The sequence below is a fragment of the Brevundimonas sp. genome (assembly GCF_041911375.1).
Classification (GTDB): domain Bacteria; phylum Pseudomonadota; class Alphaproteobacteria; order Caulobacterales; family Caulobacteraceae; genus Brevundimonas.
This window is the reverse complement of the sequence record NZ_JAYRPA010000056.1, coordinates 37223-60232: the sequence shown is the minus strand read 5'-3', so window position 1 is coordinate 60232 and position 23010 is coordinate 37223. Positions and strand designations below refer to the sequence as shown.

The window sequence follows — 23010 nt, the reverse complement described above, 5'->3', positions numbered from 1 at the left end:
TCTTGATCAAGCTGGATCCGCCGCAGTCGATCCTGTTCGCGGGCCTTGCGGCCTTGACTGTGATGACCGCCTGCGGTCCTGATCCCTCGCGGGTGCCCACGACGGGCGACGAGGTCAAGGAACGCGCCATCGAAGCCCAGACCGCCCGCAAGCGCACCGGCGCCGAAGTGCAGGACCGCATGCTGAACCGCGTCGTTCACACCGTATATCTCTGCGACAACGGCGAACGCCTGACGGCCGATTTCGACAACCCCCGCCAGATGGCCACCATCCGCAACTCGTCGGGCGAGGCGGTTGATCTCTATCAGGAACGCGCCGCGGACGGGATCTGGTACCGCGCCTCGGGCGTCGAACTGCGCGGCAAGGGCGTCATGGCGACCTGGTCCGTCGAGGGTCGCCAGCCGACCGAATGCCGGGCGGTGGACTAACCGGCCGCGCCCTCCTCGATCAGGAACGCCCTTACACGGTCGGCGTCCACGTTCTTGGCCACGAAGGCCTGGCCGATCCCATGCGCCAGGATCAGGGTCAGCGCCCCCCCTTCGGCCTTCTTGTCGCCGGCCATCAGCGCCAGCAGTCGGTCGGCGGCGAACGCGCCTGCCTGATCCAGACGTGTCGGCAGGCCCGCGGCCTTGATGACCGCTTCGGCCCGCTCGGCGTCCGCGGTCGGGCACAGGCCCAACCGCGCCGAATAGCGGAAGGCCATGCAGCAGCCCAGCGCCACCGCCTCGCCGTGCGCCAGCGCCGCCTCTTCGAAACCCAGTTCCGCCTCGATGGCGTGGCCGAAGGTGTGGCCAAGGTTCAGCAGGGCGCGCCGCCCGGCTTCCTTCTCGTCCTCTCCGACGACGGCGGCCTTGATCTCGACCGAGCGCACCACGGCCCGTTCCAGCGCCGTCGGATCGCCCATCGCCCCGGCCGCGCCCTCGCCCGCCAGCCAGTCGAAGAAGGCCGCGTCGCAGATCAGGCCGTGCTTCAGCACCTCGGCCCAACCCGATCGCAGTTGCTTCTCCGGCAGGGTGGCCAGCACGTCGATGTCGGCCAGCACCAGCCGGGGCTGATGGAAGGCGCCGACCAGGTTCTTGCCCCTGGGCGTATCGATCGCCGTCTTGCCGCCGACCGAGGAGTCGACCTGCGCCAGAAGCGTGGTCGGAACCTGCACGAAGTCGACGCCGCGCATGTAGAGCGCCGCCGCCAGTCCGGCCAGGTCGCCGACTACCCCGCCGCCCATGGCCACGACCACATCCCGCCGATCCAGCCCGATCTCCAGCAACCGGTCCAGAACCCGCTCCAGCTGCGCGAAGGATTTGGACGCCTCTCCGGCCGGCACGGTCACCATCTCGCTTCGCACGCCCGCGCCCTCCAGCGACGCCCGCAAAGCCTCGCCATGGATCGCCGCCACGGTTTCGTCGCTGACGATCACCGTGCGGCCCCGGGCCAGCGGGGCGACGCGCTGGCCCGCCTGGCCCAGAAGGCCGCGTCCCACCACCACGTCGTAGGTCTGAAAGCCGGCGCCGCTGACCGGGATGATCGTCATGTCTTCGTCTCCGCGCGCCGCTTCTGCTTCCAGTGCCGGCGCAGTTCGCGATGGATGGCGTCGACCGCCTGGCCGTGCGAGCCCAACCCCACGTCCACCGTCAGATCGGCCTGCGCATAGATCGGATATCGCGCCTCGGCCAGGTTCGTCAGCACCTCCAGCGGATCGCGCCCCCGCAGCAGGGGCCGGGTGTCGCGGCGCGCCACGCGCTCGGCGATGACGTCCAGCTCGGCCCTCAGCCACACCGTGTCGGCCTGGGCCTTGAGCAGCGCCCGCGTCTCGGCGTTCATCATCGCGCCGCCGCCGGTGGCCAGCACAATGGGCGGTCCTTCCAGCAGACGGCGGATCACCCGCGCTTCTCCGGCGCGGAACTCGGTCTCGCCCAGGCTGGCGAAGATCTCCGAGATGGTCATGCCGGCCGCGGCCTCGATCTCGACGTCTGCGTCGGCGAACGGAAGCTTCAGCCGATTGGCCAACCGGCGCCCGACGGAGGATTTGCCCACCCCCATCAGCCCGACCAGCGCTATGGTGCGCCGGGGCGGCGGAATCGCACGGCGCCTCATCCGGGTTTTCCGGCGGACAAGGGCATGGCGAAGGCGACGGCGCGGGCGGACATGATCGACCAACCCTCTACACCAAGCGTCGCCTCGCGCCATCCGCTGGCCGGGCGGATCGTCCGATGACGCCCCAGATCGAGGCCTTCCTGGAGATGATGGCCGTCGAACGCGACGCCTCGCCCCACACTCTTTCCGCCTATGCGCGCGACCTGACGGACGCCGAAACCTCGACCGGAGGCCTCATGCAGGCCGACGCCGAGGCGGTCGAGGCCTGGTTCGCGGACCTGTCGCGACGGGGACTGTCGGCCGCCACCGCCGCGCGCCGCCGCTCGGCCGCGCGCCAGTTCTACCGCTTCGCCCTGGCCGAGGGCTGGCGGACCGACGACCCCTCCCGCCGCCTCGACGCGCCGAAGCAGGGCCGCTCCCTGCCCAAGGTTCTGAGCCGTGATGAGATCGACGGCTTGCTGGAGGCCGCCGCCCGCCGCGACGCCGGCGCGGGCCTGCGCCTGGTCGCCCTGGTCGAGCTGGCCTACGCCTCGGGCCTGCGTGTTTCGGAACTGTTGGCGCTGAAGGTCGAGGCGGTCCGCCGCGATCCCGCCTATCTGATCGTGCGCGGTAAGGGCGGCAAGGAACGCCTGGTGCCGCTGAACGCGGCCGCACGGACGGCGGTGAAGGCCTGGCTGACTGCCCGCGACGCCAAGCGCAAACGCGAAGCGCCGGACAGTCCCTGGCTCTTTCCGTCCTCCGGCAGGTCCGGCCACCTGACGCCGCGCCGCTTCGCCCAGCTGCTGGACGAGGCCGCCCTGGTCGCCGGAATCGATCCGGCGCGGGTGAGCCCCCACGTCCTGCGCCACGCCTTCGCCACCCATCTGCTGGAGGGCGGCGCCGACCTGCGCGTCGTCCAGACCCTGCTGGGCCACGCCGACATCGCCACGACCCAGATCTACACCCACGTCGCCACCGACCGCCTGGCTCAGGTGGTGCAGCAGAACCATCCCCTGGCGAAGGACGACTGAACCGCCGCTTGCCCGGCGGCGTTGACGTCTCTAGGTTCCGCCGCCTTCCCTTGGGGCGTCTTTCGCTCGCCCTGCTGTTTCGGACGCCTTGATGGCCACGCACTACCTCGATTTCGAAAAGCCGATCGCCGATCTGGAAGCCAAGATCGCGGAGCTTTCGGCCCTGTCGGAAAGCGCGGGCTCGTTCGAGACCGAGGTCGCGGGTCTGCGCCGCAAGGCCGAACAGCTTCGCAAGAAGACCTACGCCAACCTCGATCCGTGGATGAAGACCCAGGTCGCGCGCCATCCGCAGCGGCCGCACTTCGTCGACTATGTCGAGGGCCTGTTCACCGATTGGAACGAGCTGCACGGCGACCGCCAGTTCGGCGACGACCAGGCCGTGCTGGGCGGTCTGGCCCGCTTCCGCGGTCGTCCCGTGGTCGTCATGGGTCACGAGAAGGGTCACGACACCGCCACCCGCATCACCCACAACTTCGGCATGGCCCGGCCCGAGGGCTATCGCAAGGCCGTCCGTCTGATGGACATGGCCGAGCAGTTCGGCCTGCCGGTCCTGACCTTCGTCGACACTGCCGGCGCCTATCCGGGCCTGGGCGCCGAGGAGCGCGGCCAGGCCGAGGCCATCGCCCGCTCGACCGAGCGCTGCCTGACCCTGGGCGTGCCGTCGATCGCCACAATCACCGGCGAGGGCGGCTCGGGCGGCGCCATCGCCATCGCCGCCGCCAGCCGCGTTCTGATGCTGGAGCATTCCATCTATTCGGTCATCTCGCCGGAGGGCGCCGCCGGCATCCTGTGGCGCGACGGCGCGCGCGCGCGCGACGCCGCCATGGCCATGAAGATCACCGGCCCGGACCTGATGGGCCTGAAGATCGTGGACCGCTTGATCGACGAACCCGTGGGCGGCGCCCATACCGACCGCGCCGCGGCGATCGCGGCCGTCGGCAACGTACTCGCCGAAGAGCTGACGCGGTTCGAAGGCCAGACCCCGGCGCAGATACGCAAGGCGCGCGCGGATCGCTTCTACGCCATCGGCGCCGTGGGATAACCTTGGCCTTACTGGCTTTCGAAGAACGGCGTTAACCCCCTATCCACCCTGAATTGCGAGCTTTCAGGGATTACGGGGAACGGATCATGGTCAGTACGACGGGATCGACAAGGCGCGGCGGCGCATGACCAGGCTCGGCGAATCCCTGCGCGAGAGCGCCGTGTTCAACCTGGGCGGCGCGGTCACCATGATCGTGGACGATTCGCCCTTCTCGCTGACCCTGACCGCCAACGCCCTGGCCGGTTTCGGCATACGCCCCGCCTTCACCGTCGGCAGCGGCGGCGAGGCCAAGCGCATCCTGCAGGAAAAGACCATCGACCTGCTGGTGATCGACACCGACATGCCCGACATCGACGGGTTCGAGCTGGTGCGCTGGCTGCGGCGGTCGGGCCTTGATCCGAACGCCTTCTGCCCCGTCATCATGACCGCCAGCCATATCCGGCGGGGCCGCCTCTACCAGGCGCGCGACTGCGGGGCGAACTTCCTGGTGACCAAGCCCTTCAGCGCGGCGATGCTGCTGGAGCGCATCCTTTGGGTCGCGCGGGACAACCGGCCGTTCCTGGAGGTCGGCGACTATTTCGGCCCCGACCGTCGTTTCCGGGACGAGCCGTGGGAGGGCGCAGAGCGACGCGCCGACCGCATGCCCGCGACTCAGGATCACGACGCCGCCAGCGTGGAGACCGCATGACTGTCATCACTCACATGCAGCACAAGTCGCGTCTGGCCCAGATGGTCGACAAGCCAGGGGGCGTCAGCGTCGGCGTCGCGCTGGCCCAGGCCAAGGCCAACCTCGACACGCTGAAGGATCAGGCGCGCGCCGTGATCGCGCAGAACATCACGGCGCTGCTGGTCGAACCATCGTCCGACTTGCCCGAAGCCGCCCGACTGGACATGGCCTACGCCGCGTCCAGCCAGATCATCGACGCCGCCAGCCCCTTCGCCATGGACGACCTGTGCATCGCGGCCAAGGGCCTGTGCGACCTGCTGGACGCCGCGCCCCGGGCCGGCGGGTTCGACTGGCGCATCCCCACCGTCCACGCCCAGGCCATGAAACTGCTTCTGGACCTGCCGGCCGACGCCGCCTCGACGCGCGAGGCGATCGTCGAGAATTTGCGAGAAGTGCTGCGCCGTAAGCTGGGGACCGGTCAGGCCGGCTGAGCCGTTCGGCCCGCGCGGGTCTGCTTCTTCCACAGCGCCGCGTATTCGCCGCCGACGTGCGCCACCAGCTCATGGTGGGCGCCGCGCTCCACGATCCGGCCGGCCTTCAGCACCAGGATCTGGTCGGCGTCCGCCACCGTCGACAGACGGTGCGCCACCACCAGCGTCGTCCGCCCCGCCCGCGCCTTGCGCAGCGTCTTCTGGATCGCCGCCTCGGTGCGGCTGTCCAGGGCGCTGGTCGCCTCGTCCAGGATAAGGATGCAGGGATCGGCAAGCAGGGCCCGCGCGATGCCGACGCGCTGGCGTTCGCCGCCCGACAGCTTCAGCCCACGCTCGCCGACCCGCGTCGCCATGCCGTCCGGCAGGCCGCGGATGAAGTCCGCCAGTTCGGCCGCCTCGGCCGCCGCCCAGACCGTAGCCTCGTCCGCGTCCGGACGGGCGAAGGCGATGTTGGCGGCGATGGTGTCGTTGAACAGCGCCACGTCCTGCGGCACCAGGGCGACCGCCGCCCGCAGCGACGCCTGGCTGACGTCGCGCACGTCATGGCCGTCGATCAGAACGCGGCCTTCCTGGGGGTCCAGCAGGCGCAGCGCCAGCTTCACAATCGTCGACTTGCCCGCGCCCGACGGCCCGACAAGGGCCGTGGTCGTGCCCGGCGCGGCGAAGAAGCTGACGTCCTCCAGCCCATTGGCGCGCGCGTCGTGGCGGAAGCCGACATGGTCGAAGGCGATCGAGGCGCCGCGCGCATCGACCGGCCGGGGCAGCGCCATCGCGTTCGGCGCATCCGCCACCTGTGGCGTCTGGCGGGTGACCTTCAGCATCTCTTCCATGTCGATGAAGGACTGGCGGATTTCCCGATAGGCGAAGCCCAGGATGTTCAGCGGCGCATAGAGCGAGATCATGATCAGCACGGCGGCCGTCACGTCGCCCGGCCCCATCCGCCCGGCGACCGCCTCGAACCCGGCCATCACCGCCATCACGCCCAGGCCCACGTTCATGATCAGCGCCTGGGCGCCGTTCAGCAGGTTTAGCGAGGTGTTCGCCTTCAGCGCCGCCTCGGTGTAGTCGCCCAGCGCGCGGTCGTAGGTCGCCGCCGCACGGGTCTCGGCGCCGAACGACTTGACCGTCTCATAGTTCAGCAAAGCGTCGACCGAGACGCCGGCCGCCTCCGAGTCGGCGGCGTTCATCACCCGCCGATGCTCCAGCCGCCAGTTCGACATGGCGAAGGTGGCGATGGTGTAGATCACCACCACGACCACCGCGACGGCGGCGAAGCGCCAGTCGTACTTGCCGCCCAGCACCGCCGCCGCCAGCAGCAGCTCAAGCCCGGTCGGAATCAGGTTGAAGGCCAGGATGCGCAGCAGGAAATCCACCGCGCGCGACCCTCGGTCCAGCGTGCGCGACAGGGCGCCGGACCGCTTCGTCTGGTGAAAATCCAGCGACAGGCTCAAGGCGTGACCAAAGGCCTCGGCCGCCGTCGTGCGCTGCGCCGCCGCCCGCACCGGCGCGAACGCCACGTCGGACGCCAGGGGCGCCGCCGCCGACAGCAACCGAATCAGGGCCCAGCCGACCGCGAAGGCGGCGAATCCCAGCCCCACGGCCACGGCCGCGCCCTGCCCGGCCGCCAGCCGGTTCACCGCCGCGCCCAGCATCAGCGGCGCCAGCACGCCCAGTCCCTTGCCCGCCAGGGTCATGCCGATGGCCGCGACCAGCCGCAGCCGCAGCTGGGGCGCGCCCGATCGCGCGACCAGCCGCGCCAGGTCCGCCAGCGCCTGCAGCGTCGGCGGCCCCTCGATCTTGTCTTGTGAACTCCCCGCCTGCTGCGCCTTGGTCAGAGGGTCGCGGCGGCTTCCGGAGCGCTCTCCACGCATGGCCATGCGCCGCATATGGGCGAGCGATGCGGCGGCGGAAAGGCCTATTCCAGCCCGGCGATGACGGCGATCAATTCATCCACCGCTTCCGCCTTGGTCGCCCAGGAACAGACGAAACGCACGGAGCCGTCGTGGAACGCATAACAGGCCCAGCCCAGGGCTTGCAGGCGCGCATGGGCCTCGGCCGGCATGCGCACGAACACGGCGTTGGCGTCGACGGGATGGGCCAGGACGAAGCGCGAGCGCGACGCGATGCCTTCGGCCAGCCGCTGCGCCATCAGGTTGGCGTGGGCCCCGCCCGCCTCCCAATCCCCGCTTTCCAGCAGGCCCAGCATCGGTCCGGCCAGCAGACGCGCCTTGGACGCCGTCTGCCCGGCCTGCTTCAGCCGGTTGTCCAGCCGACGCGCCAGCGTCTTGTCGAACAGGACGATGGCCTCGGCGCAGTTCGCCCCGGCCTTGGCCCCGCCGAACACCAGCACGTCCACGCCCAGTCGCGGGATGTCCTTCAGGTCGAACCCCGCCGCCGAGGCGTTGGCCAGCCGAGCGCCGTCCAGGTGCACGCCGTAACCCAGCGCCTTGACCGGCTCGATCAGGTGGCGAAGCTCCTCTTCGGAATAGACCGCGCCGTATTCCGTCGCCTGCGTCAGGCTGAGCGCGGCGGGCGGCTGGCGGTGCCCCACCTCCGGCTCGTCCAGCTGCGCCTTCAGCGCCAGCGGGTCGATCTTGCCGGAAAAGCCCGGCAGCCCGATCAGACCCACGCCCTGGCCGAAGAAGCCCGGCGCGCCGGTCTCGTCGGTGCAGACGTGGGCGGCGTTGTGGGCCAGCACGGCCTCGAACGGAAGGGCCAGCATCGACAAGGCGATGGCGTTCGCCGCCGTGCCGCTGAAGACAAACCGGATGTCGGCGTCAGCGTCCAGCCGCTGGCGGATCTGGTCCGCGGCCCGCGCGGTGATCTCGTCGGATCCATAGGCGCTCGCGAAGCCTTCATTGGCCCGGACCAGACCGTCCACCGCGCTCGGCGCCATGCCGGCGGTGTTGTCGGAACCGAAATCGTAACGCATCAGCTCCGCTCCGCCTTTAGGTCGCTACTGTCGTCTTCGACGGTGCGGACGCGCACCACCGGCATCACGTCCTCGTCGCCATACGGCACGGCGACCTGGTGCGGGAACGGGATCTCGATCCCCGCGGCGTCCAGGGCTTCCTTGCCGCCCTGCATCAGGTCCGCCTGCGTCTGCCACCAGTCCTCGACCTTGACCCAGGCGTGCAGCGTCACCTGCACCGAACTGTCCAGCAGCCCGGTCACGCCGGTCCAGGGGGTGGGGTCGTGCAGCACCTTCTCATGCGCTTCGGCCATCGCGGCCAGAACGGACCGCGCCTGGCTCAGGTCATCGCCGTAGCCGACGCCGAAATTGATCTCGATCCGCCGCGTATGCTGGCCGGTCAGATTGGTCAGCGGGTCGCTGAGCACCTTCGAGTTGGGAATGACGATCTTGTGGTTGTTGGCGTTCGACAACTGGGTCGTGAACAGGTCCAGCCGCTGCACCGTGCCCGCCATGCCGCCGACGTCGACCACGTCGCCGACGCGATAGGGCCGCAGCACCAGCAGCATGATGCCGGACGCCACGTTCGACAGCGTGCCCTGCAGCGCCAGGCCCACGGCCAGGGAGGCGGCCCCCAGCACGGCGATGATGGAGGTGGTCTGCACGCCCAGCCGCTGCAGCACGGCGATCATGCCGATGATGATGACCACCACCCGCACCACCTGCACCGCGAAGCTCAGGACGGTCGGGTCGTGGCGGAAGCCGCGCACCCGCGAAAGCGTATTCCTCGCGGCCCGCGACGCCCACTTCGCCGCGAACAGGGTCACGACGAAGATCAGCGCCGCGATGCTCAGATTTATGGCGAAGTCGCCGGCCAGGTCGATGATCTTGGCGATCAGGGCGGCGTCGACGGCGACCGCCTGGCGGCCGGTCGCCACCGCTTCGGCTATGGGCGTGGCGTTTGACATGCGGCGGGTCTAACGCCTCCGCTGGCGATTGGAACCCCGCACGGAGAATTTCCGCCCTCGCGCAAGCGACGCCGTGACGCGACACCACGCCGCCTTGTCGAATCGGCCGGCCATCACCAACTGCAGATATTCTCGAAGCCGACCCTATTGCCCTGACAGGAGCGCCGATGCCGCATGCCGACAGCCTGATACTCACTCTTGTCGGTGGCTTCGTCCTCGCCTTCGTGTTCGGCATGTTGGCGCATCGCCTGAAACTTTCGCCCCTGGTCGGCTATCTGGTCGCCGGCGTCCTGGTCGGCCCCTACACCGCCGGATTCGTGGCCGACACCGAACTGGCGCCCCAGCTGGCCGAGATCGGCGTAATCCTGCTGATGTTCGGCGTCGGCCTCCATTTCTCGCCCAAGGACCTCATGCAGGTCCGCAAGGTCGCCGTGCCCGGTGCGCTGGCCCAGATCGGCGTCGCGACCGTGCTGGGCTGGGCTTTGGGCCGCTTCGTGCTCAGGTTGACGGATGTCGAGGCCCTGCTGATGGGCTTCGCCCTCTCGGTCGCCTCCACCGTCGTGCTGCTGCGCGCGCTGGAGGAGCGCAAGCAGGTCAAGGGCGAGATCGGCCGGATCGCCGTCGGCTGGCTGATCGTCGAGGATCTGGTCATCGTCATCGCCCTGGTCATGTTGCCGATGCTCGTCGTCCCGGCCGGCACGCCGATGGACCTGGGCAGCCTGGGCGTGAACGTCGGCTGGACCTTGCTGAAGGTGGCGCTATTCGTGGCCGGCATGCTGCTGGTGGGGGGGCGGGTCATGCCGTGGCTGCTCATCCGCATCGCCCACACCAAGTCGCGCGAGCTGTTCACCCTCGGCGTGCTGGCCATCGCCCTGGGCATCGCCTGGGTGGCCTATTTCCTGTTCCATTCCTTCGCGCTGGGCGCCTTCCTGGCCGGCCTGGTGATGAACGCCTCGCCGCTGGGCCACAACGCGGCCGAACGCTCCCTGCCGCTCCGCGACGCCTTCGCCGTGCTGTTCTTCGTCTCGGTCGGCATGCTGTTCGACCCGATGATCCTGGTGCGCGAGCCCTGGGCCGTGCTGGGCGTGCTGGCCATCATCATCGTCGGCAAGTCGGTGGCCGCCCTGGCCATCACCAAGCAGTTCGGCCTGGACCGCACCACCGGCTTCACCGTCGCCGCCAGCCTGGCCCAGATCGGCGAGTTCTCCTTCATCCTGGCCGCCCTGGGCGTCAGCATGGGCGCCATGAGCCGCGAGACCCACGACCTGATCCTGGCCGCCGCCCTGCTGTCGATCTCGCTGAACCCGTTCGTGTTCAAGCTGACCGACCGTCTCGGCGGCAAGCCGCGCCCGCCGAAGGGAACGGCCGAACCCGCCGCCGCCGACGGTCCGGCGACCGACGCGGTCAGCCCGCTGTCCTGAGCCGCCTCTTGCAGCCTGCGGCGGCGGCGGTATCGTCCAGGCGATGGACACCCCCGCATCCGAACAGGCGACCCTTCACTACGGCGACGGCGAATTCGCCGTGCTGAAGCCGGGGCGGTTTGTCCGCTGCGCCGTCAGCGAGCGCGCCATCCCGCTGGAGGTGCTGCGCTACTGGAGCCCGACGCGGCAGGAAGCCTACTGGAGCCCGGCCGAATTCATCACCCGCCTGGGCGACGTCGACTGACCCTTTACGGCGAAGCTTGAACACCGATCTTCAATCGTTTCGCGCCAGAAACAACGCTCTCTCAGCCGAGCCTCCCATGACCGCCCTCCAGTCGCTCAACGTCCTGCTGGTCGATGACAACCAGCACATGCGGGCCATTGCGGCCGCCGTCCTGTATTCCGCCAACATCCGCACCGTTCGCGAGGCGTCCGACGGCGCCGCCGCCTTCGAGATTCTGCGCCAGCATCCGATCGATCTGGCGATCGTCGACTTCAACATGTTTCCGCTGGACGGCGTCGGCTTCACCCGGCTGGTCCGCAACAGCGCCGACAGCCCGAACGTCTATCTGCCCATCATCATGATGACGGGGCATTCCGAGAAAAAGCGCGTCACCGAGGCGCGCGACGCCGGCGTCACCGAATTCGTCGTCAAGCCGATCACGGCCAAGGCGGTGCTGGACCGGATCGAGGCCGTGGTCTTCAAGCCGCGCGCCTTCGTGAAGACCGACACCTACTTCGGCCCCTGCCGGCGCCGGCGGGAAATCGAAGGCTACGCCGGGCCCTTCAGGCGTTCCGCCGACGGGCGATCCAGCGCCGCATAGACCTTGTCGGGCCACCGCTTGTGGACCCAGAACCAGTCGACCGGACGCTCGCGCACCCGTTCCTCGACGAAGCTGTTCGCGGCTTGGATTCCGGCCAGCACATCGGCGGCCTTGTCCTCGCTCTCGCCGACCACGATCGGCTCGTGCGCCGTCACCCGGAACCGCACGCCGGGCAGGCGGGTCACCGACAGCGGCTGCATGATCGTGCCGAACTTCAGCGCCAGCCGCGCGGCGCCGGGCGAAGCGTTGACCGGCTGACCGAAGAACTCCACCTCGGGGCCCTGATTGTACTTCTGGTCGACCAGCAGGGCGATGGAGTCGCCCCGCTTCATCCCCGCCATCAGCTCACGCGTGCCGTCGCCCTTGGGCGCGAACAGCCGAATGCCATAGCGTTCCCGGCTCTCCCGGATCAGAGCGTCGACGTACGGATTGTTCGCCGCGCGATAGGTCACCTGGCACGGCACGCCCGAGGCCATGATGACCGCCGCCATCACCTCGAAATTGGCCAGGTGGCCCGAGATCAGCACCGCCGGCCGCCCGCTGTCGCGGATGGCGTGCAGACGCTCCATGCCGACCACCTCGACCCGCCCGCCCTCGGGCGTCAGCCGGTCCATCACCGCCAGCTCGGCGAAGGTGCGGCCCGTCTGGTCCCACTGGTCCAGCGCCAGTTGATCGCGCTCGGCCTGCGGCATGTCGGGAAAGGCGATCCGCAGATTGCGCATCACCGTCTTCTGGGTGCCGGTCATCGGGCCCAGCGTCTTCAGCAGCCAGCCGCCCAGGGCCGACGCCCGCTCCACGCCCAGCAGGCGCAGGAAGGCGAACAGCGACCGAAAGGCCAGAGCCTCCAGCCGCCAGACGACGTCCTGCCGCCATTCGGTTTCCTTACCAGGCAATCGTCAGTCCGCCGTCCACCACCAGGGTCTGGCCGGTCACATAGGCCGACGCAGGGCTGCACAGATAGACCGCCGTGCCCGCGATTTCATCGGGCTGGCCGATCCTTTTCAGCGGCGCGGGCTCGGTGACCGTCTTCAGCAGCTCGGGGTTCTCCCACAGGTATTTGGCGAAGTCGGTCTTCACCAGGCCGGGCGCGATGCAGTTCACGCGCACGTTCGAGGGGCCGTATTCGACCGCCAGATTGCGCGCCAGCTGCATGTCCGCCGCCTTGGAGATGTTGTAGGCGCCGATCAGGCCGTTGCCCCGCAGCCCGCCGATCGAGGAGATGATCAGGATCGACCCGTCCTTCCGCTCCAGCATCTGCGGCGCGACCATCTGGATCAGCCAGTGGTTGGAGATGACGTTGTTCTGGAGAATCTTCTCGAACTGTTCGTCGGCGATCCCCGCCATCGGCCCGGCGTAGGGATTGGTGGCCGCGTTGCAGACCAGGATGTCGATCCTTCCGAACGCCGCGTTCGTCTCGTCGACCAGCCGCTGAAGCTCCTCCTTGGAAGCGATGTTGGCGGGAACCGCGATGGCCCGCCCTTCGCCATACCGCCCGTTGATCTCGGCGGCGACCTCGTCGCACGGCCCAGCCTTGCGCGAGGAGATGACGACCTTCGCCCCATGTTCGGCCAGGCGTTCGGCGATCGCCTTGCCGATGCCGCGTGACGAGCCGGTGATGACGGCGACCTTGCCGGTCAGATTGAACAGTTCCATGCGCTTCCCCTTGTTTCCGGCGGGGATATTTCCCGCACCGCTCTAGCCGAATGCTCTTGATACCCCGATACTCGGGCGATTCCATCCGGGAGCGACAAGCGCCACGATGCGCAACATCACCACGGGCTTCCTCTATTTCGCCTATCTGTTCCTCGGCATGACCGTGGGCGCCTTCCTGTGGCGCGCCGGACTGGGGATCGGCGCGGGCGTCGCCGGCGCCCTGGGCGCGCTGGGCCTGCTGGGCGCCTTTCACGGCATCGTCACCGGCGCGGCCGCGCGGCGCGCGCTGAAGAAGGAGATCGCCCAGGTCCGCGAGGCGCACCGCCTGCTGGCCGACGCGATGGAGTCGACGCAAGGCGCCCTGACCGAACTGGCCGAGGCCATCGAGACCGGCGCTCTGGCCGGCGCGGACCAGCTGACCGGCGAGGTCCGCATGCTGGAAGGCCTGGTCCAGCAGATGAGCGAAAGCATCGACCAGCGCCTGGCCGCCGCCCCCACGCTCGGCCTGGACACGTTCGAGGGCCGGCGCCACGCCCAGTCCAGCCTGCTGCTGCACACCATCCATGAGGCGCTCAGCGAGAACCGCGTCGACCTGTACCTTCAGCCGGTCGTCTCCCTGCCCCAGCGCCGGACCATCTTCTACGAAAGCTTCACCCGGCTGCGTGACGCCTCGGACCGCGTCATGATGCCGGCCGAATATCTGTCGATCGCCGAAGGCGAAGGCCTGGTCCCCGCCATCGACAATCTGCTGCTGTTCCGTTGCGCCCAGATCGTCCGCCGTCTGGCCCGTCAGGACCGCAAGGTCGGCGTCTTCTGCAACGTGGCCCTGACTAGCCTGGGCGACGACGCCTTCTTCCCCAAGTTCCTGGACTTCCTCAGCGAGAACCGCGACCTGAACCAGGCTCTGATCTTCGAGCTGGGGCAGGCGACCTTCGATGCGCGCGGCGCCGTCGAGGCGCGAAACATGGCCAAGCTGGCCGACCTGGGCTTCCGCTTCTCGCTGGACAAGGTCCAGACGCTGGACCTCGACTTCGCCGACCTGCAGCGCTCGGACGTAAAGTTCATCAAGGTCTCGGCCGATCTGCTGATCGAGCAGCTTCTGGATCTCGACGGCGGCGCCCCGCTGCGCTCCATGCCCGATATCCAGGCCGCCGACTTCGCCGCCCTGACCCGCCGTTATGGCGTCGAGGTGATCGCCGAGAAGGTCGAGAACGAGCGCCAGGTGGTCGACATCCTCGAACTGGACGTCGCCATGGGCCAGGGCCATCTGTTCGGCGAGCCGCGCGCCATCAAGGAACAGGTGCTGGCCGAGACGGACCCCCCGGCCGAATTCCTGCGCTCCACCCTGCGCAGCGCGGAACAGCGTCGCCGCTTCCACTGACGCCATCTGGCTGCGCTCCCCGGAGTGACCGACAAATGCAGACGAGCGGCCGGCCTTCTCCCTCTTCGAGAGACCGGCTAAGACCTCCCGCATGACCCTCCCCCACGCCCTGCCCCACCTCGGCGCCGTCGCCGGCGACTACGACATCCTGCTCTGCGACGTGTGGGGGGTGATCCACAACGGGCGCGAAAGCTGGCCCGGCCCGTGCGAGGCGCTGGCCCGGTTCAATCGCGAGGGCGGCCACGTCGTCCTGATCTCCAACTCGCCCCGTCCGGCCAGGGATGTGATCGCCCAGCTGGACGGCCTGGGCGTGCCGCGCGAGGCCTGGAAGGCCTTCGTCACCTCCGGCGACGCCACCCGCGCCGAACTGACCAAGCGCGCGCCCGGTCCCGCCTGGATCATCGGCCCCGACCGCGACGCGACGCTGTACGCCGACCTGGGCCTTGAGCACGCCGCCGGCGCCGAGGACGCCGCCTTCATCTCCGTCACCGGTCCCGAGGACGACGAGACCGAAACGCCCGAGGATTATCGTGCGCGCTTCGCCGCCGGCGCCGCGCGCGGCCTGGAGCTGATCTGCGCCAACCCCGACCGCGTCGTGCAGCGCGGCGACAAGCTGATCTACTGCGGCGGCGCCCTGGCCGACCTCTACGAATCGCTGGGCGGCCGGGTGACCATGGCCGGAAAGCCCTACGGCCCGATCTATGACCTGGCCTTGAAGGAGGCCGAAACGCTGCTGGGCCGCCCGGTCGACCGTTCCCGGGTGCTGTGCATCGGCGACGGCGTCGTCACCGACGTCATGGGCGCGAATGGCCAGGGCCTGGACTGCCTGTTCATCGCCCAGGGCATCCATGGCGACCAGGCCAAGGGTCCCGACGGGACGCTGGATCCCGCTCGCGCCGCCGACCTGCTGAAGGCGGAAACCACCTATGCCCGCTACGCCGCGCTGGAACTGGCGTGGTGAGGCTCGCCATTTCGTCGCACCCCCGCTAAAGCCCTCCGATGGTCGAACTGGTTCAGCAGCATCCGTCCGGGGGCTATATCCTGGATGAACTTCACGTCGGCATGGCCGCCGAGAAGATCGTGGTGGCGACGGAGCAGCGAATCCAGCTGTTCGCCGAGGCCTCGGACGACTTCAACCCGGTCCATCTGGACGAGGCGTTCGCGTCAAAGACCGCCTATCGCGGGCGGATCGCGCATGGCCTGCTCAGCGCCTCGTTCGGCTCGGCGGTGGTGGGCACCATCCTGCCGGGCGCCGGGTCGATCTACATTTCCCAGACCCTGGCCTTCCACCAGCCCGTGCGGATCGACGACGAGGTCCGCATCCTGATCACCGTCATCGAGATCGAGCCGGAAGCCGCCCGCGTGAAGCTGAGCTGCGAGGGCTTCGTCAACGGCGTCCTGATCATGGACGGCGTCGCGGTCGTCCGCGTGCCGCGTCGGCGCAAGCCCTCCGCCCGCTGATGCGGATCGTCCGGGACTGGCGCGGACTGTCCGACGCCGACCGGGGCGCGGCGGTGGCGGTCGGCGCCTTCGACGGCGTGCACCGGGGCCATCAGGCGGTGATCGCCGAGGCCAGGGCAGCCTCCGAACGACTGGGCGTTCCGCTGGGCGTGGTCAGTTTCGATCCGCACCCCCGCCGCTGGTTCCAGCCCGACGCGGCCCCTTTCCGCCTGATGACGGCCGACCAGATGGCCCAGGCCCTGGCGCCGCTGGGCGTCGACATCCTCTACCTCCTGCCCTTCGACGGAGAGATGGCGGGCATGAGCGACGCCGGTTTCGCCGAACAGGTGCTGGCCAAAGGTCTGGGCGTGCGCCACGCCGCCGTCGGCTTCGACTTCACCTTCGGCAAGGGCCGCTCCGGCTCGCCCGATGCGCTTCGGACCTATGGCGAACGGCTGGGCTTCACCGTTTCCGTGGCCGGGCGGATCGACGACACCGACGGGCTGAAGCTGTCGTCCAGCGCCGTGCGCGAGGCGTTGAAGGCCGGCGACATGGACCGCGCCGCCGCCATCCTGGGCCGCCCCTTCGCCATCCGCGGCGATGTGATCCACGGCGACAAGCGCGGTCGAACCATCGGCGTGCCGACCGCCAATATCGATCTGGGCGACTACATGCGCCCCGCCTACGGCGTCTATGCGATCCGGGCGCGGCTGCCGGACGGGCGCATGTGCGACGGCGTCGCCAGCCTGGGCGTGCGGCCCATGTATGCGCTCGAGACCCCGCTGCTGGAGGCCTGGCTGTTCGATTTCGACGGCGACCTGTACGGTCAGGCGCTGGACGTCCAACTGATCGCCTGGCTGCGCGGCGAACAGACCTTCGACGGCCTGGACGCCCTGAAGGACCAGATCGAGCGGGACGCGGCGGCGGCGCGGGCTGTTCTCTCCGCCTGAATTCAGAGGGGCCGCAACCCCGCCGCATAGCGCTTCCAGTTCGCCACATAGTGGTCCGCCGACATCTTCAGCACCGCCACATGCTCGGGATCGCGCTCGCGCACCACCTTGCCCGGCTGGCCCACGACCAAACTGTTGTCGGGGATGACCTTGCCCTCGGTGATCAGGGCGTTGGCGCCGATGATGCAATTCTTGCCGATCTTCACCCCGTTCAGCACCACCGCGCCGATCCCGATCAGGCTGTAGTCGCCGACCTCGCACCCGTGCAGCATCGCCTGGTGCCCCACCGTCACCCCGCGCCCCAAGGTCAGCGGCGAGCCTGGATCGGTGTGCAGCACCGCCCCATCCTGAACGTTCGACTGCTCGCCGATGGTGATCGGCTCATTGTCCCCGCGCAGCACGGCGCCGAACCAGACGCTGGATTCGCGATGCAGAATCACGTTCCCTACCACCACAGCATTCGGCGCGATCCAGTATTCGCCTTCCGGCGGAAGCTGAGGACCTTTGTCGTCAAGCGCGTAAACAGTCATCCGAACACCGATCATCTTCGAAAAAGAACGCTTTAAGCGTTTGGAAACCACGTTAGCATCACAGTGTTGATGCGATTCGAGACCGACATATCGGCCCCGAATCCGAAGCCGGATCAAGCCCGGTCCGGTCAGTGACGGAGCTTCGCGTGGCGCGTTGGGATCCGGGTGCGGCGGTCAGGCGGCGGGACATTCCCGTTGCGGACGGCCCCGCTGTCGATCCGGGCGGCCACTCGGCAGGCTTCGACTTCTTCCTCCCCAAGTCCACCCAAGGCGGCGCCCACGCGGGTCCGCCTTTTTTCATGCCCTGGAGGCGTCCATGACCAAGCGTGCGGCAATGAAGCGTCAGACCCGTGAACACGGGATCCTCGATTCGCGGGAATTCATGGAGGAATCGAAGGTTCGGCGGCTCCATGCGCATGAGAGTCGCTCGGACCGGGGCGGATGGTCGCCCTATCCGTCCAACGACGACCGCGACCAGGGCTACCTGAAGACGCTCAAGCCCAAGTCGGACGGTCAGGCCGAACTGATGACGGCGATCGACCACCACAACCTGATCATGGCGCTGGGCCCGGCCGGCACCGGCAAGACCTATCTGGCCGTCGCCAAGGCGGTCGAGGCGCTGGAGGCCGGCAAGGTCGGCCGCATCGTTCTGAGTCGCCCCGCCGTCGAGGCCGGGGAGTCGATCGGCTTCCTGCCCGGCGACATGGAGGACAAGCTGGCCCCCTATCTGCGGCCCCTCTACGACGCCCTGTCCGACCGCCTCAGCATGAAGCGGGTCAAGGCCCTGATGGCCGAGGGCCTGATCGAGATCGCGCCCGTCGGCTATATGCGCGGCCGCACCCTGAACAACGCCTTCATTGTCGTCGACGAGGCGCAGAATTGCACCTACGTCCAGTTGAAGATGCTGCTGACGCGGCTGGGCTGGCACTCGACCATGGTGGTCACCGGCGACCCGCAGCAGTCCGACCTGCTGCCGGGCATCTCCGGCCTGGCCGACATCTCGGCGCGGCTCGAGGCCGTGGACGACATCGCCGTGGTTCACCTGGCTGAACGCGACATCGTCCGCCACCCCCTGGTCGCCTCGATGATCGGCGTGCTCTAGGGCCTTTCCCGTCTTTCGCCCGGCGATAGACAACGCCGGGCGATCAGGCCCCCACGCCATCGCCTGGACCGCATCAGGCCGCGCCGATCACCGTCGGCAACGCCTGCCAGATCACCCCGATCAGGGCGACCAGGCCGCCAAGGAAGCCTACGCTCACGACGAACGGCGCCAGCCCCTCGGCCGGCGTCGTTTTCGCCTTGCGTGCGACCCAGACCAGGAACACGCCCGCCGCGGCCGCACACGCCGCGCTGAACCCCAGCGCCGCCATGCGCCAGCCCGGCGCATCGGCCGTCTGCACCACGTCGCCCAGGCTGGAGATCGCATAGACCCCCATGAAGTGGGCGGCCCAGATCAGCAACCCGCCGGTCATCAGCAGCCAGCGACGCATCTCAACCTCCCGGGAAAAGACGCGTCAGCAGCAGGACGAACACGCCCTGCGCCGTCGTGAAGGCGAGAAACAGACTGATCAGCTCGAACGTCGCGGACCGGCCGGCGGACGCCAGGCCGAACAGCCAGCGCAGCACCGCGAACGGGCCCATGATCAGGGTGATGCCCGCGAACAGCGCCTGCCAGCTCATCAGGGCGAAGACCGTGGCCCCCTGCCCTGTCGCCTTGGGATCCAGGCCCGCGCGAATCCAGGCCGAGATGTCGATCCAGCTGGCCCAGGCCAAGGCGACGCAGGCGACCAGCAGCAGCAGGGCGGAAATGGCGGCGCTTCGCGGCCGATCGAGCCTCAGCGCGGGCGGTGCGGCCAGGGCGGCGGCGCCCGCCGCCGCCAGCAGCACCAGGGCCTGAACCAGCGTGGCCATGTCCGGCGGGGCGATCCACAGGTCCGGCCGCCGGCTCCACAGGAAGACGTAGGCGAAGCCGGCCAGCAGGCAGACCATGCCCGCGACGATCAGGGTGATGACCATGGCCCACCACCCGTGGCTGGTCTGGCCCGACACATAGGTGGGGACGCGCACGCCGCCGCCGATGTCGATCGTCGCCTGCGGCATGGGCCGATCCAGGTTCCAGCACCATTTGATGATGCAATAGACGGCCAGCAAACCGCTGATCACCGCCGCCGCATAGGCCTGGACGGTCAGGATCAGGAAGAACCCCGCCGTGAAGATCGCCCCCCAGACGTGCCAGCTCGAGGGTCTGGGCATGCGCTGAAGATACTGCGGCTCGGCGTTCAGGGGGCTGGTGACGATCGTCTCCCGCTCGCCGCGGGGCGCACCGGGCAGGAAGTATCGGCCGGCCGCGACGTCCCGTCCCAGGTCGGGCTGGTCCCAGCCCGGATACAGGCTCTTCACCACCGGTATGGACCGCAGGGAATAGAGGCCGTTGGGCAGCCACTCCAGACCCGGGCCGTTGAACACATTGCCGGCTTCTCGCGGGCTGAAGGGCCGGAAGTTGCGCAGCATGTCGACGATCCACAGCAGGACCGCCAGGCCGAACATGAACGAGCCGACCGTCGAAATGACGTTGAGCAGCTCCCAGCCCCGGTCCGGCAGATAGGTGTAGACCCGTCTGGGCATGCCCATCAGCCCGGTCAGGTGCATCGGCAGGAAGGTGATGTTGTGACCGGCGAACATCAGCCAGAAGATCCAGCGGCCCCACCGCTCGCTCAGCGGGCGGGCGCTGGACATGGGCAGCCAGTAGTAGATCGCCGCGAACAGCGGGAAGACCATGCCCCCGATCAGGACGTAGTGCAGGTGGGCGACGATGAAGTAGCTGTCGTGAGCCTGCCAGTCGAACGGCACCATGGCCACCATCACCCCGGTCAGCCCGCCCATCACGAAGATGACCAGACCGCCTACGGCGAACAGGCCCGGCGTGTTGAACCGCATCTTCCCCGCCGCCAGCGTCGCGATCCAGGCGAAGACCTGCACCCCCGCCGGCACGCTGACGGCCATGGACGCGGCGCTGAAATAGTTGGTCGAGATGCGCGGCATCCCGGTCGTGAACATGTGGTGGGCCCAGACGCCGAAGCTGATGAAGCCCGTCGCCAGCATGGCCATGACCACCAGGCGGTGGCCGACCAGTCGGGCCTGCGCCACGACCGGGATGATGGTCGACATGGCGCCCGCCGCCGGCAGGAAGATGATGTAGACCTCTGGGTGGCCGAAGAACCAGAACAGGTGCTGCCACAGCACCGGGTCGCCGCCCCGCGCCGCATCGAAGAAGGGCCAGTCCAGCGCCCGCTCCAGCTCCAGCAGCAGGGTCGACAGGATGACCGCCGGAAAGGCGATGATGATCATGCAGGCGAAGATCAGCATGGCCCAGGCGAAGATCGGCAGCTTGTCCAGCGTCATGCCCGGCGCGCGGGTCTTCAGCACGCCGACGATGATCTCGATCGCGCCGGCGATGGCCGAAATCTCGATGAAGCCGATGCCCAGCAGCCAGAAGTCGGCGTTGATCCCTGGCGAATAGGTCGTCGACGTCAGCGGCGGATACATGAACCAGCCGCCGTTCGGCGCCAGGCCGAAGAACAGCGAACAGAAGAAGGCCAGTCCGCCGACCAGATAGGCCCAGAAGGCGTAGGCGCTCAGCCGGGGGAACGGCAGGTCGCGCGCGCCCAGCATCTGGGGCAGCAGCAGCACGCCCAGCGCCTCGACCGCCGGCACGGCGAACAGGAACATCATCACCGTGCCGTGCATGGTGAAGATCTGGTTGTAGGTCTCCTGCGGCAGGAAGCCGTTGAGCGGCAGCGCCAGCTGCGTCCGCATCAGCAGCGCCAGCACGCCCGCCAGCACGAAGAACAGCATGGCCGCACCGACGTAATAGACGCCGATGTAGTTGTTGTTGATCGCCGTGATCCATTCCCACGGCTTGCGCGGTCCGCACCAGACGTCCTCGAGCTGCTTCAGCTCCCCCTCGGGCCGCTCCTCCTGGGTCGGAAAGCGCTTGTAGAGCTCGGGATCGAACCCGGTTTCCGAACTCATTTCAGGCTGTCCAGGTAGGCCGAGACGGCGCGCAGGTCCTGGCCGGTCAGCACAGGATAGGAGGGCATCCGGTTCCCCGGCTTGACGCCCTGGCTGTCGGCGATCCAGCCGGCCATGGTCCCCTGATTGTTCGGCAGGATGCCGGCGCCCAGCGTCTGGCGCGATCCGACGTGGGTCAGGTCCGGCCCGGCCAGGCCGTTGGCCTCGGTCCCGCGGATGGTGTGACAGGCGGCGCATCCGGAGGCGGCGAACACCGCCCGGCCCTGATCGACCAGCGCCAGCGCCGTCTGCGGCGAGGCGACGACCGCCGCCGGCCGCGCCTGCTTCTCGCGCCAGGCGGCGTAGGCCTGCGGATCGTGCGCCACGACGACCAGCCCCATCAGGGCGTGCGGACCGCCGCAATATTCAGCGCACTGGCCGCCATAGGCGCCCGGCTCATCGGCCTGCAGCCGCAGGAAGTTTCGCCGGCCGGGGATCATGTCGACCTTGCCCCCCAGGCGCGGGACCCAGAAGCTGTGAATCACGTCCGCGCTTTCCAGCTCGAACACCACCGGCCGGCCCGCCGGGATATGCACTTCGTTGGCGTCCTGGATCACCTCGCGGCCCTGGTCGTCCAGATAGGCGACGCGCCACCACCACATCTCGCCGGTGACGCGAACCCGCATCTCGCCGGGGCGAGGCTCGTCCGCCACGCGCGCAGTGATCGTCAGGCCGTAGATCAGCAGTCCGGACAGCACCACGACAGGAAAGGCCAGACCGCCGATCCAGATCAGCCGCTCGCCGCCGACCCGTCGCTTCCATTTGCGCGGCCCGAACAGAGCGACGCCCAGCGCCACCAGCACCACGGCCAGAACCACCGCCGCCATGACGAACAGGACCCAGGCCACGACCTCGATCGGTCCCGCGAAGGGACCGGCCGGATCGAGTACGGGCGGGGGCCAGCCGGCCAGGCCGGGCGCGGGTTCAGTCGTCATCGAGCTCATACAGATAGGCCGCGACGTCGCGGGCTTGGGCTTGGGTCAGGGGCATGGGCGGCATGCCTGTGCCGGGATCCAGCGACGGCGCGTCGATCAGCCAGCGCACCAGCACGTCGGGCTGGTTGGGCAGACGTCCTGCTATCATCGGCCGGGCGCCGAATCCGGCCAGGTCGCTGGCGGTTCGTCCTTCCGGCCAGGCCACGCCGGGAATCTTGTGGCAGGAGGCGCAGCCGACGTCGCGGATCGTCTCCAGCCCGCGCGCCGCGTCCCCCTGAACGATCGGGCGCGGCAAGTCCGCCTTGTCGATGCAGCCGGTCAGGACAAGGGCGGAGGCGAGTGCGAGCGAAACGGTCATGATCCGCCTCATGTCTCTCCGCCGATGATCCAAAGCCGCATGTCCGCCCCCAAAGCTTGACCAGACCAACCCTTCGCGTGGCCGTGGGTTCCCGCGTGCGACACGTCGCCTTTCCGCCGTGTTCGGGGAACCTTCGCCATAAGGACGGGTTGGGACGTCGTGCGCGCGATCCTCTCGTCCCTGTCCCTTCTGGCCGTCGTCGGCGCGGCGGCCTGCGACGCGACGCCCGGCCGCACGGACCGCGCCTTCACCGAGACCGGCCAG

25 protein-coding genes are annotated in these 23010 nt (G+C 68.8%); 13 read left to right on the top strand and 12 right to left on the bottom strand.

Annotated elements, in window-relative coordinates; translation table 11 throughout:
- Positions 1-2 precede the first annotated feature (2 nt).
- On the top strand, positions 3-428 hold the full coding sequence (locus ACE3PU_RS10275; RefSeq protein WP_374389368.1) for an MliC family protein: 426 nt from the start codon (positions 3-5) through the stop codon (positions 426-428).
- Here the strand turns inward: ACE3PU_RS10275 and aroB are convergent.
- Together aroB and ACE3PU_RS10265 are read right to left on the bottom strand one after the other, a co-directional pair.
- Positions 425-1531, bottom strand: coding sequence for a 3-dehydroquinate synthase (gene aroB, locus ACE3PU_RS10270; protein WP_374389366.1), 1107 nt, complete (start codon positions 1529-1531; stop codon positions 425-427). The two genes, ACE3PU_RS10275 and aroB, sit on opposite strands and share 4 nt — an antisense overlap.
- On the bottom strand, positions 1528-2094 hold the full coding sequence (locus tag ACE3PU_RS10265) for a shikimate kinase (RefSeq protein WP_374389364.1): 567 nt from the start codon (positions 2092-2094) through the stop codon (positions 1528-1530). Before ACE3PU_RS10265 ends, aroB begins: the two co-directional genes overlap by 4 nt.
- Before the next feature lie 116 nt (positions 2095-2210).
- Here ACE3PU_RS10265 and ACE3PU_RS10260 point away from each other — a divergent pair, with 116 nt between their 5' ends.
- The 4 genes from ACE3PU_RS10260 to ACE3PU_RS10245 all read left to right on the top strand — a co-directional run bounded on the left by ACE3PU_RS10260 (position 2211) and on the right by ACE3PU_RS10245 (position 5304).
- Positions 2211-3104 (top strand): site-specific tyrosine recombinase XerD, encoded by an 894-nt coding sequence (locus tag ACE3PU_RS10260; RefSeq protein ID WP_374389362.1) that lies wholly within the window; start codon positions 2211-2213, stop codon positions 3102-3104.
- Positions 3105-3195: 91 nt separating this feature from the next.
- Entirely contained in the window at positions 3196-4146 is a 951-nt protein-coding gene (locus ACE3PU_RS10255; RefSeq protein ID WP_374389360.1) for an acetyl-CoA carboxylase carboxyltransferase subunit alpha, read from the top strand.
- Between the two features lie 124 nt (positions 4147-4270).
- Positions 4271-4834, top strand: coding sequence for a response regulator (locus tag ACE3PU_RS10250; RefSeq protein ID WP_374389358.1), 564 nt, complete (start codon positions 4271-4273; stop codon positions 4832-4834).
- On the top strand, positions 4831-5304 hold the full coding sequence (locus ACE3PU_RS10245; protein ID WP_374389356.1) for a chemotaxis protein CheE: 474 nt from the start codon (positions 4831-4833) through the stop codon (positions 5302-5304). The genes ACE3PU_RS10250 and ACE3PU_RS10245 overlap by 4 nt, the downstream gene beginning before the upstream one ends.
- Here ACE3PU_RS10245 and ACE3PU_RS10240 read toward each other — a convergent pair.
- From ACE3PU_RS10240 to ACE3PU_RS10230, 3 genes are read right to left on the bottom strand one after another with little or no spacing between them, the layout of a single operon-like run.
- Positions 5292-7175, bottom strand: a complete 1884-nt coding sequence (locus tag ACE3PU_RS10240) for an ABC transporter ATP-binding protein/permease (RefSeq protein ID WP_374389449.1) — start codon at positions 7173-7175, stop codon at positions 5292-5294. The two genes, ACE3PU_RS10245 and ACE3PU_RS10240, sit on opposite strands and share 13 nt — an antisense overlap.
- A gap of 44 nt (positions 7176-7219) precedes the next feature.
- Entirely contained in the window at positions 7220-8236 is a 1017-nt protein-coding gene (locus ACE3PU_RS10235) for a low specificity L-threonine aldolase (protein WP_374389354.1), read from the bottom strand.
- The gene (locus ACE3PU_RS10230; RefSeq protein ID WP_374389352.1) at positions 8236-9183 is read right to left on the bottom strand and encodes a mechanosensitive ion channel family protein; all 948 of its coding nucleotides are present in this window, start codon (positions 9181-9183) and stop codon (positions 8236-8238) included. The genes ACE3PU_RS10235 and ACE3PU_RS10230 overlap by 1 nt, the downstream gene beginning before the upstream one ends.
- A 167-nt stretch (positions 9184-9350) precedes the next feature.
- Between ACE3PU_RS10230 and ACE3PU_RS10225 the strand changes: the two genes are divergently transcribed.
- The 3 genes from ACE3PU_RS10225 (at position 9351) to ACE3PU_RS10215 (ending at position 11428) form a co-directional block, all read left to right on the top strand.
- Positions 9351-10604, top strand: a complete 1254-nt coding sequence (locus ACE3PU_RS10225) for a cation:proton antiporter (protein ID WP_374389350.1) — start codon at positions 9351-9353, stop codon at positions 10602-10604.
- Positions 10605-10647: 43 nt separating this feature from the next.
- On the top strand, positions 10648-10848 hold the full coding sequence (locus tag ACE3PU_RS10220; protein WP_374389348.1) for a DUF2093 domain-containing protein: 201 nt from the start codon (positions 10648-10650) through the stop codon (positions 10846-10848).
- 76 nt (positions 10849-10924) lie between these two features.
- Positions 10925-11428 (top strand): response regulator, encoded by a 504-nt coding sequence (locus ACE3PU_RS10215; protein ID WP_374389346.1) that lies wholly within the window; start codon positions 10925-10927, stop codon positions 11426-11428.
- Here the strand turns inward: ACE3PU_RS10215 and ACE3PU_RS10210 are convergent.
- Together ACE3PU_RS10210 and ACE3PU_RS10205 are read right to left on the bottom strand one after the other, a co-directional pair.
- Entirely contained in the window at positions 11377-12321 is a 945-nt protein-coding gene (locus tag ACE3PU_RS10210; RefSeq protein ID WP_374389344.1) for a lysophospholipid acyltransferase family protein, read from the bottom strand. The genes ACE3PU_RS10215 and ACE3PU_RS10210 overlap by 52 nt on opposite strands.
- Positions 12311-13081 (bottom strand): SDR family NAD(P)-dependent oxidoreductase, encoded by a 771-nt coding sequence (locus ACE3PU_RS10205; RefSeq protein WP_374389342.1) that lies wholly within the window; start codon positions 13079-13081, stop codon positions 12311-12313. Before ACE3PU_RS10205 ends, ACE3PU_RS10210 begins: the two co-directional genes overlap by 11 nt.
- 106 nt (positions 13082-13187) lie before the next feature.
- Between ACE3PU_RS10205 and ACE3PU_RS10200 the strand changes: the two genes are divergently transcribed.
- The 4 genes from ACE3PU_RS10200 (at position 13188) to ACE3PU_RS10185 (ending at position 16852) form a co-directional block, all read left to right on the top strand.
- The gene (locus ACE3PU_RS10200) at positions 13188-14462 is read left to right on the top strand and encodes an EAL domain-containing protein (RefSeq protein ID WP_374389340.1); all 1275 of its coding nucleotides are present in this window, start codon (positions 13188-13190) and stop codon (positions 14460-14462) included.
- Positions 14463-14553: 91 nt separating this feature from the next.
- Positions 14554-15423: a TIGR01459 family HAD-type hydrolase gene (locus ACE3PU_RS10195; protein ID WP_374389338.1), complete on the top strand. Its 870-nt coding sequence runs from the start codon at positions 14554-14556 to the stop codon at positions 15421-15423.
- A gap of 38 nt (positions 15424-15461) precedes the next feature.
- Entirely contained in the window at positions 15462-15923 is a 462-nt protein-coding gene (locus ACE3PU_RS10190) for a MaoC family dehydratase (RefSeq protein WP_374389336.1), read from the top strand.
- Positions 15923-16852 (top strand): bifunctional riboflavin kinase/FAD synthetase, encoded by a 930-nt coding sequence (locus ACE3PU_RS10185; protein ID WP_374389334.1) that lies wholly within the window; start codon positions 15923-15925, stop codon positions 16850-16852. The genes ACE3PU_RS10190 and ACE3PU_RS10185 overlap by 1 nt, the downstream gene beginning before the upstream one ends.
- A gap of 2 nt (positions 16853-16854) precedes the next feature.
- Here ACE3PU_RS10185 and ACE3PU_RS10180 read toward each other — a convergent pair whose 3' ends face one another.
- Positions 16855-17382 carry a gamma carbonic anhydrase family protein gene (locus ACE3PU_RS10180; protein ID WP_374389332.1) on the bottom strand — a complete coding sequence of 176 codons (528 nt, stop codon included), beginning with the start codon at positions 17380-17382 and terminating at the stop codon, positions 16855-16857.
- A 304-nt stretch (positions 17383-17686) separates the two neighbouring features.
- Between ACE3PU_RS10180 and ACE3PU_RS10175 the strand changes: the two genes are divergently transcribed.
- Positions 17687-18484: a PhoH family protein gene (locus ACE3PU_RS10175; protein ID WP_374389447.1), complete on the top strand. Its 798-nt coding sequence runs from the start codon at positions 17687-17689 to the stop codon at positions 18482-18484.
- 73 nt (positions 18485-18557) lie between these two features.
- On the opposite strand, the gene ACE3PU_RS10170 is transcribed toward ACE3PU_RS10175, so the two are convergent.
- From ACE3PU_RS10170 to ACE3PU_RS10155, 4 genes are read right to left on the bottom strand one after another with little or no spacing between them, the layout of a single operon-like run.
- Positions 18558-18872: a hypothetical protein gene (locus tag ACE3PU_RS10170; RefSeq protein WP_374389330.1), complete on the bottom strand. Its 315-nt coding sequence runs from the start codon at positions 18870-18872 to the stop codon at positions 18558-18560.
- 1 nt (position 18873) lies between these two features.
- A complete protein-coding gene (locus ACE3PU_RS10165) occupies positions 18874-21414 on the bottom strand; it encodes a cbb3-type cytochrome c oxidase subunit I (RefSeq protein WP_374389328.1) in 2541 nt (846 codons plus the stop codon).
- The gene (gene coxB, locus ACE3PU_RS10160) at positions 21411-22388 is read right to left on the bottom strand and encodes a cytochrome c oxidase subunit II (protein ID WP_374389326.1); all 978 of its coding nucleotides are present in this window, start codon (positions 22386-22388) and stop codon (positions 21411-21413) included. Before coxB ends, ACE3PU_RS10165 begins: the two co-directional genes overlap by 4 nt.
- Positions 22378-22746, bottom strand: a complete 369-nt coding sequence (locus ACE3PU_RS10155; protein WP_374389324.1) for a cytochrome c family protein — start codon at positions 22744-22746, stop codon at positions 22378-22380. The genes coxB and ACE3PU_RS10155 overlap by 11 nt, the downstream gene beginning before the upstream one ends.
- Positions 22747-23010 lie beyond the last annotated feature (264 nt).

Bases quoted from the DNA above. Each gene is read 5' to 3' on its own strand.
- aroB (WP_374389366.1), bottom strand. From the start codon at position 1,531: ATGACGATCATCCCGGTCAGCGGCGCCGGCTTTCAGACCTACGACGTG.
- ACE3PU_RS10265 (WP_374389364.1), bottom strand. From the start codon at position 2,094: ATGAGGCGCCGTGCGATTCCGCCGCCCCGGCGCACCATAGCGCTGGTC.
- ACE3PU_RS10260 (WP_374389362.1), top strand. From the start codon at position 2,211: ATGACGCCCCAGATCGAGGCCTTCCTGGAGATGATGGCCGTCGAACGC.
- ACE3PU_RS10255 (WP_374389360.1), top strand. From the start codon at position 3,196: ATGGCCACGCACTACCTCGATTTCGAAAAGCCGATCGCCGATCTGGAA.
- ACE3PU_RS10250 (WP_374389358.1), top strand. From the start codon at position 4,271: ATGACCAGGCTCGGCGAATCCCTGCGCGAGAGCGCCGTGTTCAACCTG.
- ACE3PU_RS10245 (WP_374389356.1), top strand. From the start codon at position 4,831: ATGACTGTCATCACTCACATGCAGCACAAGTCGCGTCTGGCCCAGATG.
- ACE3PU_RS10240 (WP_374389449.1), bottom strand. From the start codon at position 7,175: ATGCGTGGAGAGCGCTCCGGAAGCCGCCGCGACCCTCTGACCAAGGCG.
- ACE3PU_RS10235 (WP_374389354.1), bottom strand. From the start codon at position 8,236: ATGCGTTACGATTTCGGTTCCGACAACACCGCCGGCATGGCGCCGAGC.
- ACE3PU_RS10230 (WP_374389352.1), bottom strand. From the start codon at position 9,183: ATGTCAAACGCCACGCCCATAGCCGAAGCGGTGGCGACCGGCCGCCAG.
- ACE3PU_RS10225 (WP_374389350.1), top strand. From the start codon at position 9,351: ATGCCGCATGCCGACAGCCTGATACTCACTCTTGTCGGTGGCTTCGTC.
- ACE3PU_RS10220 (WP_374389348.1), top strand. From the start codon at position 10,648: ATGGACACCCCCGCATCCGAACAGGCGACCCTTCACTACGGCGACGGC.
- ACE3PU_RS10215 (WP_374389346.1), top strand. From the start codon at position 10,925: ATGACCGCCCTCCAGTCGCTCAACGTCCTGCTGGTCGATGACAACCAG.
- ACE3PU_RS10205 (WP_374389342.1), bottom strand. From the start codon at position 13,081: ATGGAACTGTTCAATCTGACCGGCAAGGTCGCCGTCATCACCGGCTCG.
- ACE3PU_RS10200 (WP_374389340.1), top strand. From the start codon at position 13,188: ATGCGCAACATCACCACGGGCTTCCTCTATTTCGCCTATCTGTTCCTC.
- ACE3PU_RS10195 (WP_374389338.1), top strand. From the start codon at position 14,554: ATGACCCTCCCCCACGCCCTGCCCCACCTCGGCGCCGTCGCCGGCGAC.
- ACE3PU_RS10190 (WP_374389336.1), top strand. From the start codon at position 15,462: ATGGTCGAACTGGTTCAGCAGCATCCGTCCGGGGGCTATATCCTGGAT.
- ACE3PU_RS10185 (WP_374389334.1), top strand. From the start codon at position 15,923: ATGCGGATCGTCCGGGACTGGCGCGGACTGTCCGACGCCGACCGGGGC.
- ACE3PU_RS10180 (WP_374389332.1), bottom strand. From the start codon at position 17,382: ATGACTGTTTACGCGCTTGACGACAAAGGTCCTCAGCTTCCGCCGGAA.
- ACE3PU_RS10170 (WP_374389330.1), bottom strand. From the start codon at position 18,872: ATGCGTCGCTGGCTGCTGATGACCGGCGGGTTGCTGATCTGGGCCGCC.
- ACE3PU_RS10165 (WP_374389328.1), bottom strand. From the start codon at position 21,414: ATGAGTTCGGAAACCGGGTTCGATCCCGAGCTCTACAAGCGCTTTCCG.
- coxB (WP_374389326.1), bottom strand. From the start codon at position 22,388: ATGACGACTGAACCCGCGCCCGGCCTGGCCGGCTGGCCCCCGCCCGTA.
- ACE3PU_RS10155 (WP_374389324.1), bottom strand. From the start codon at position 22,746: ATGACCGTTTCGCTCGCACTCGCCTCCGCCCTTGTCCTGACCGGCTGC.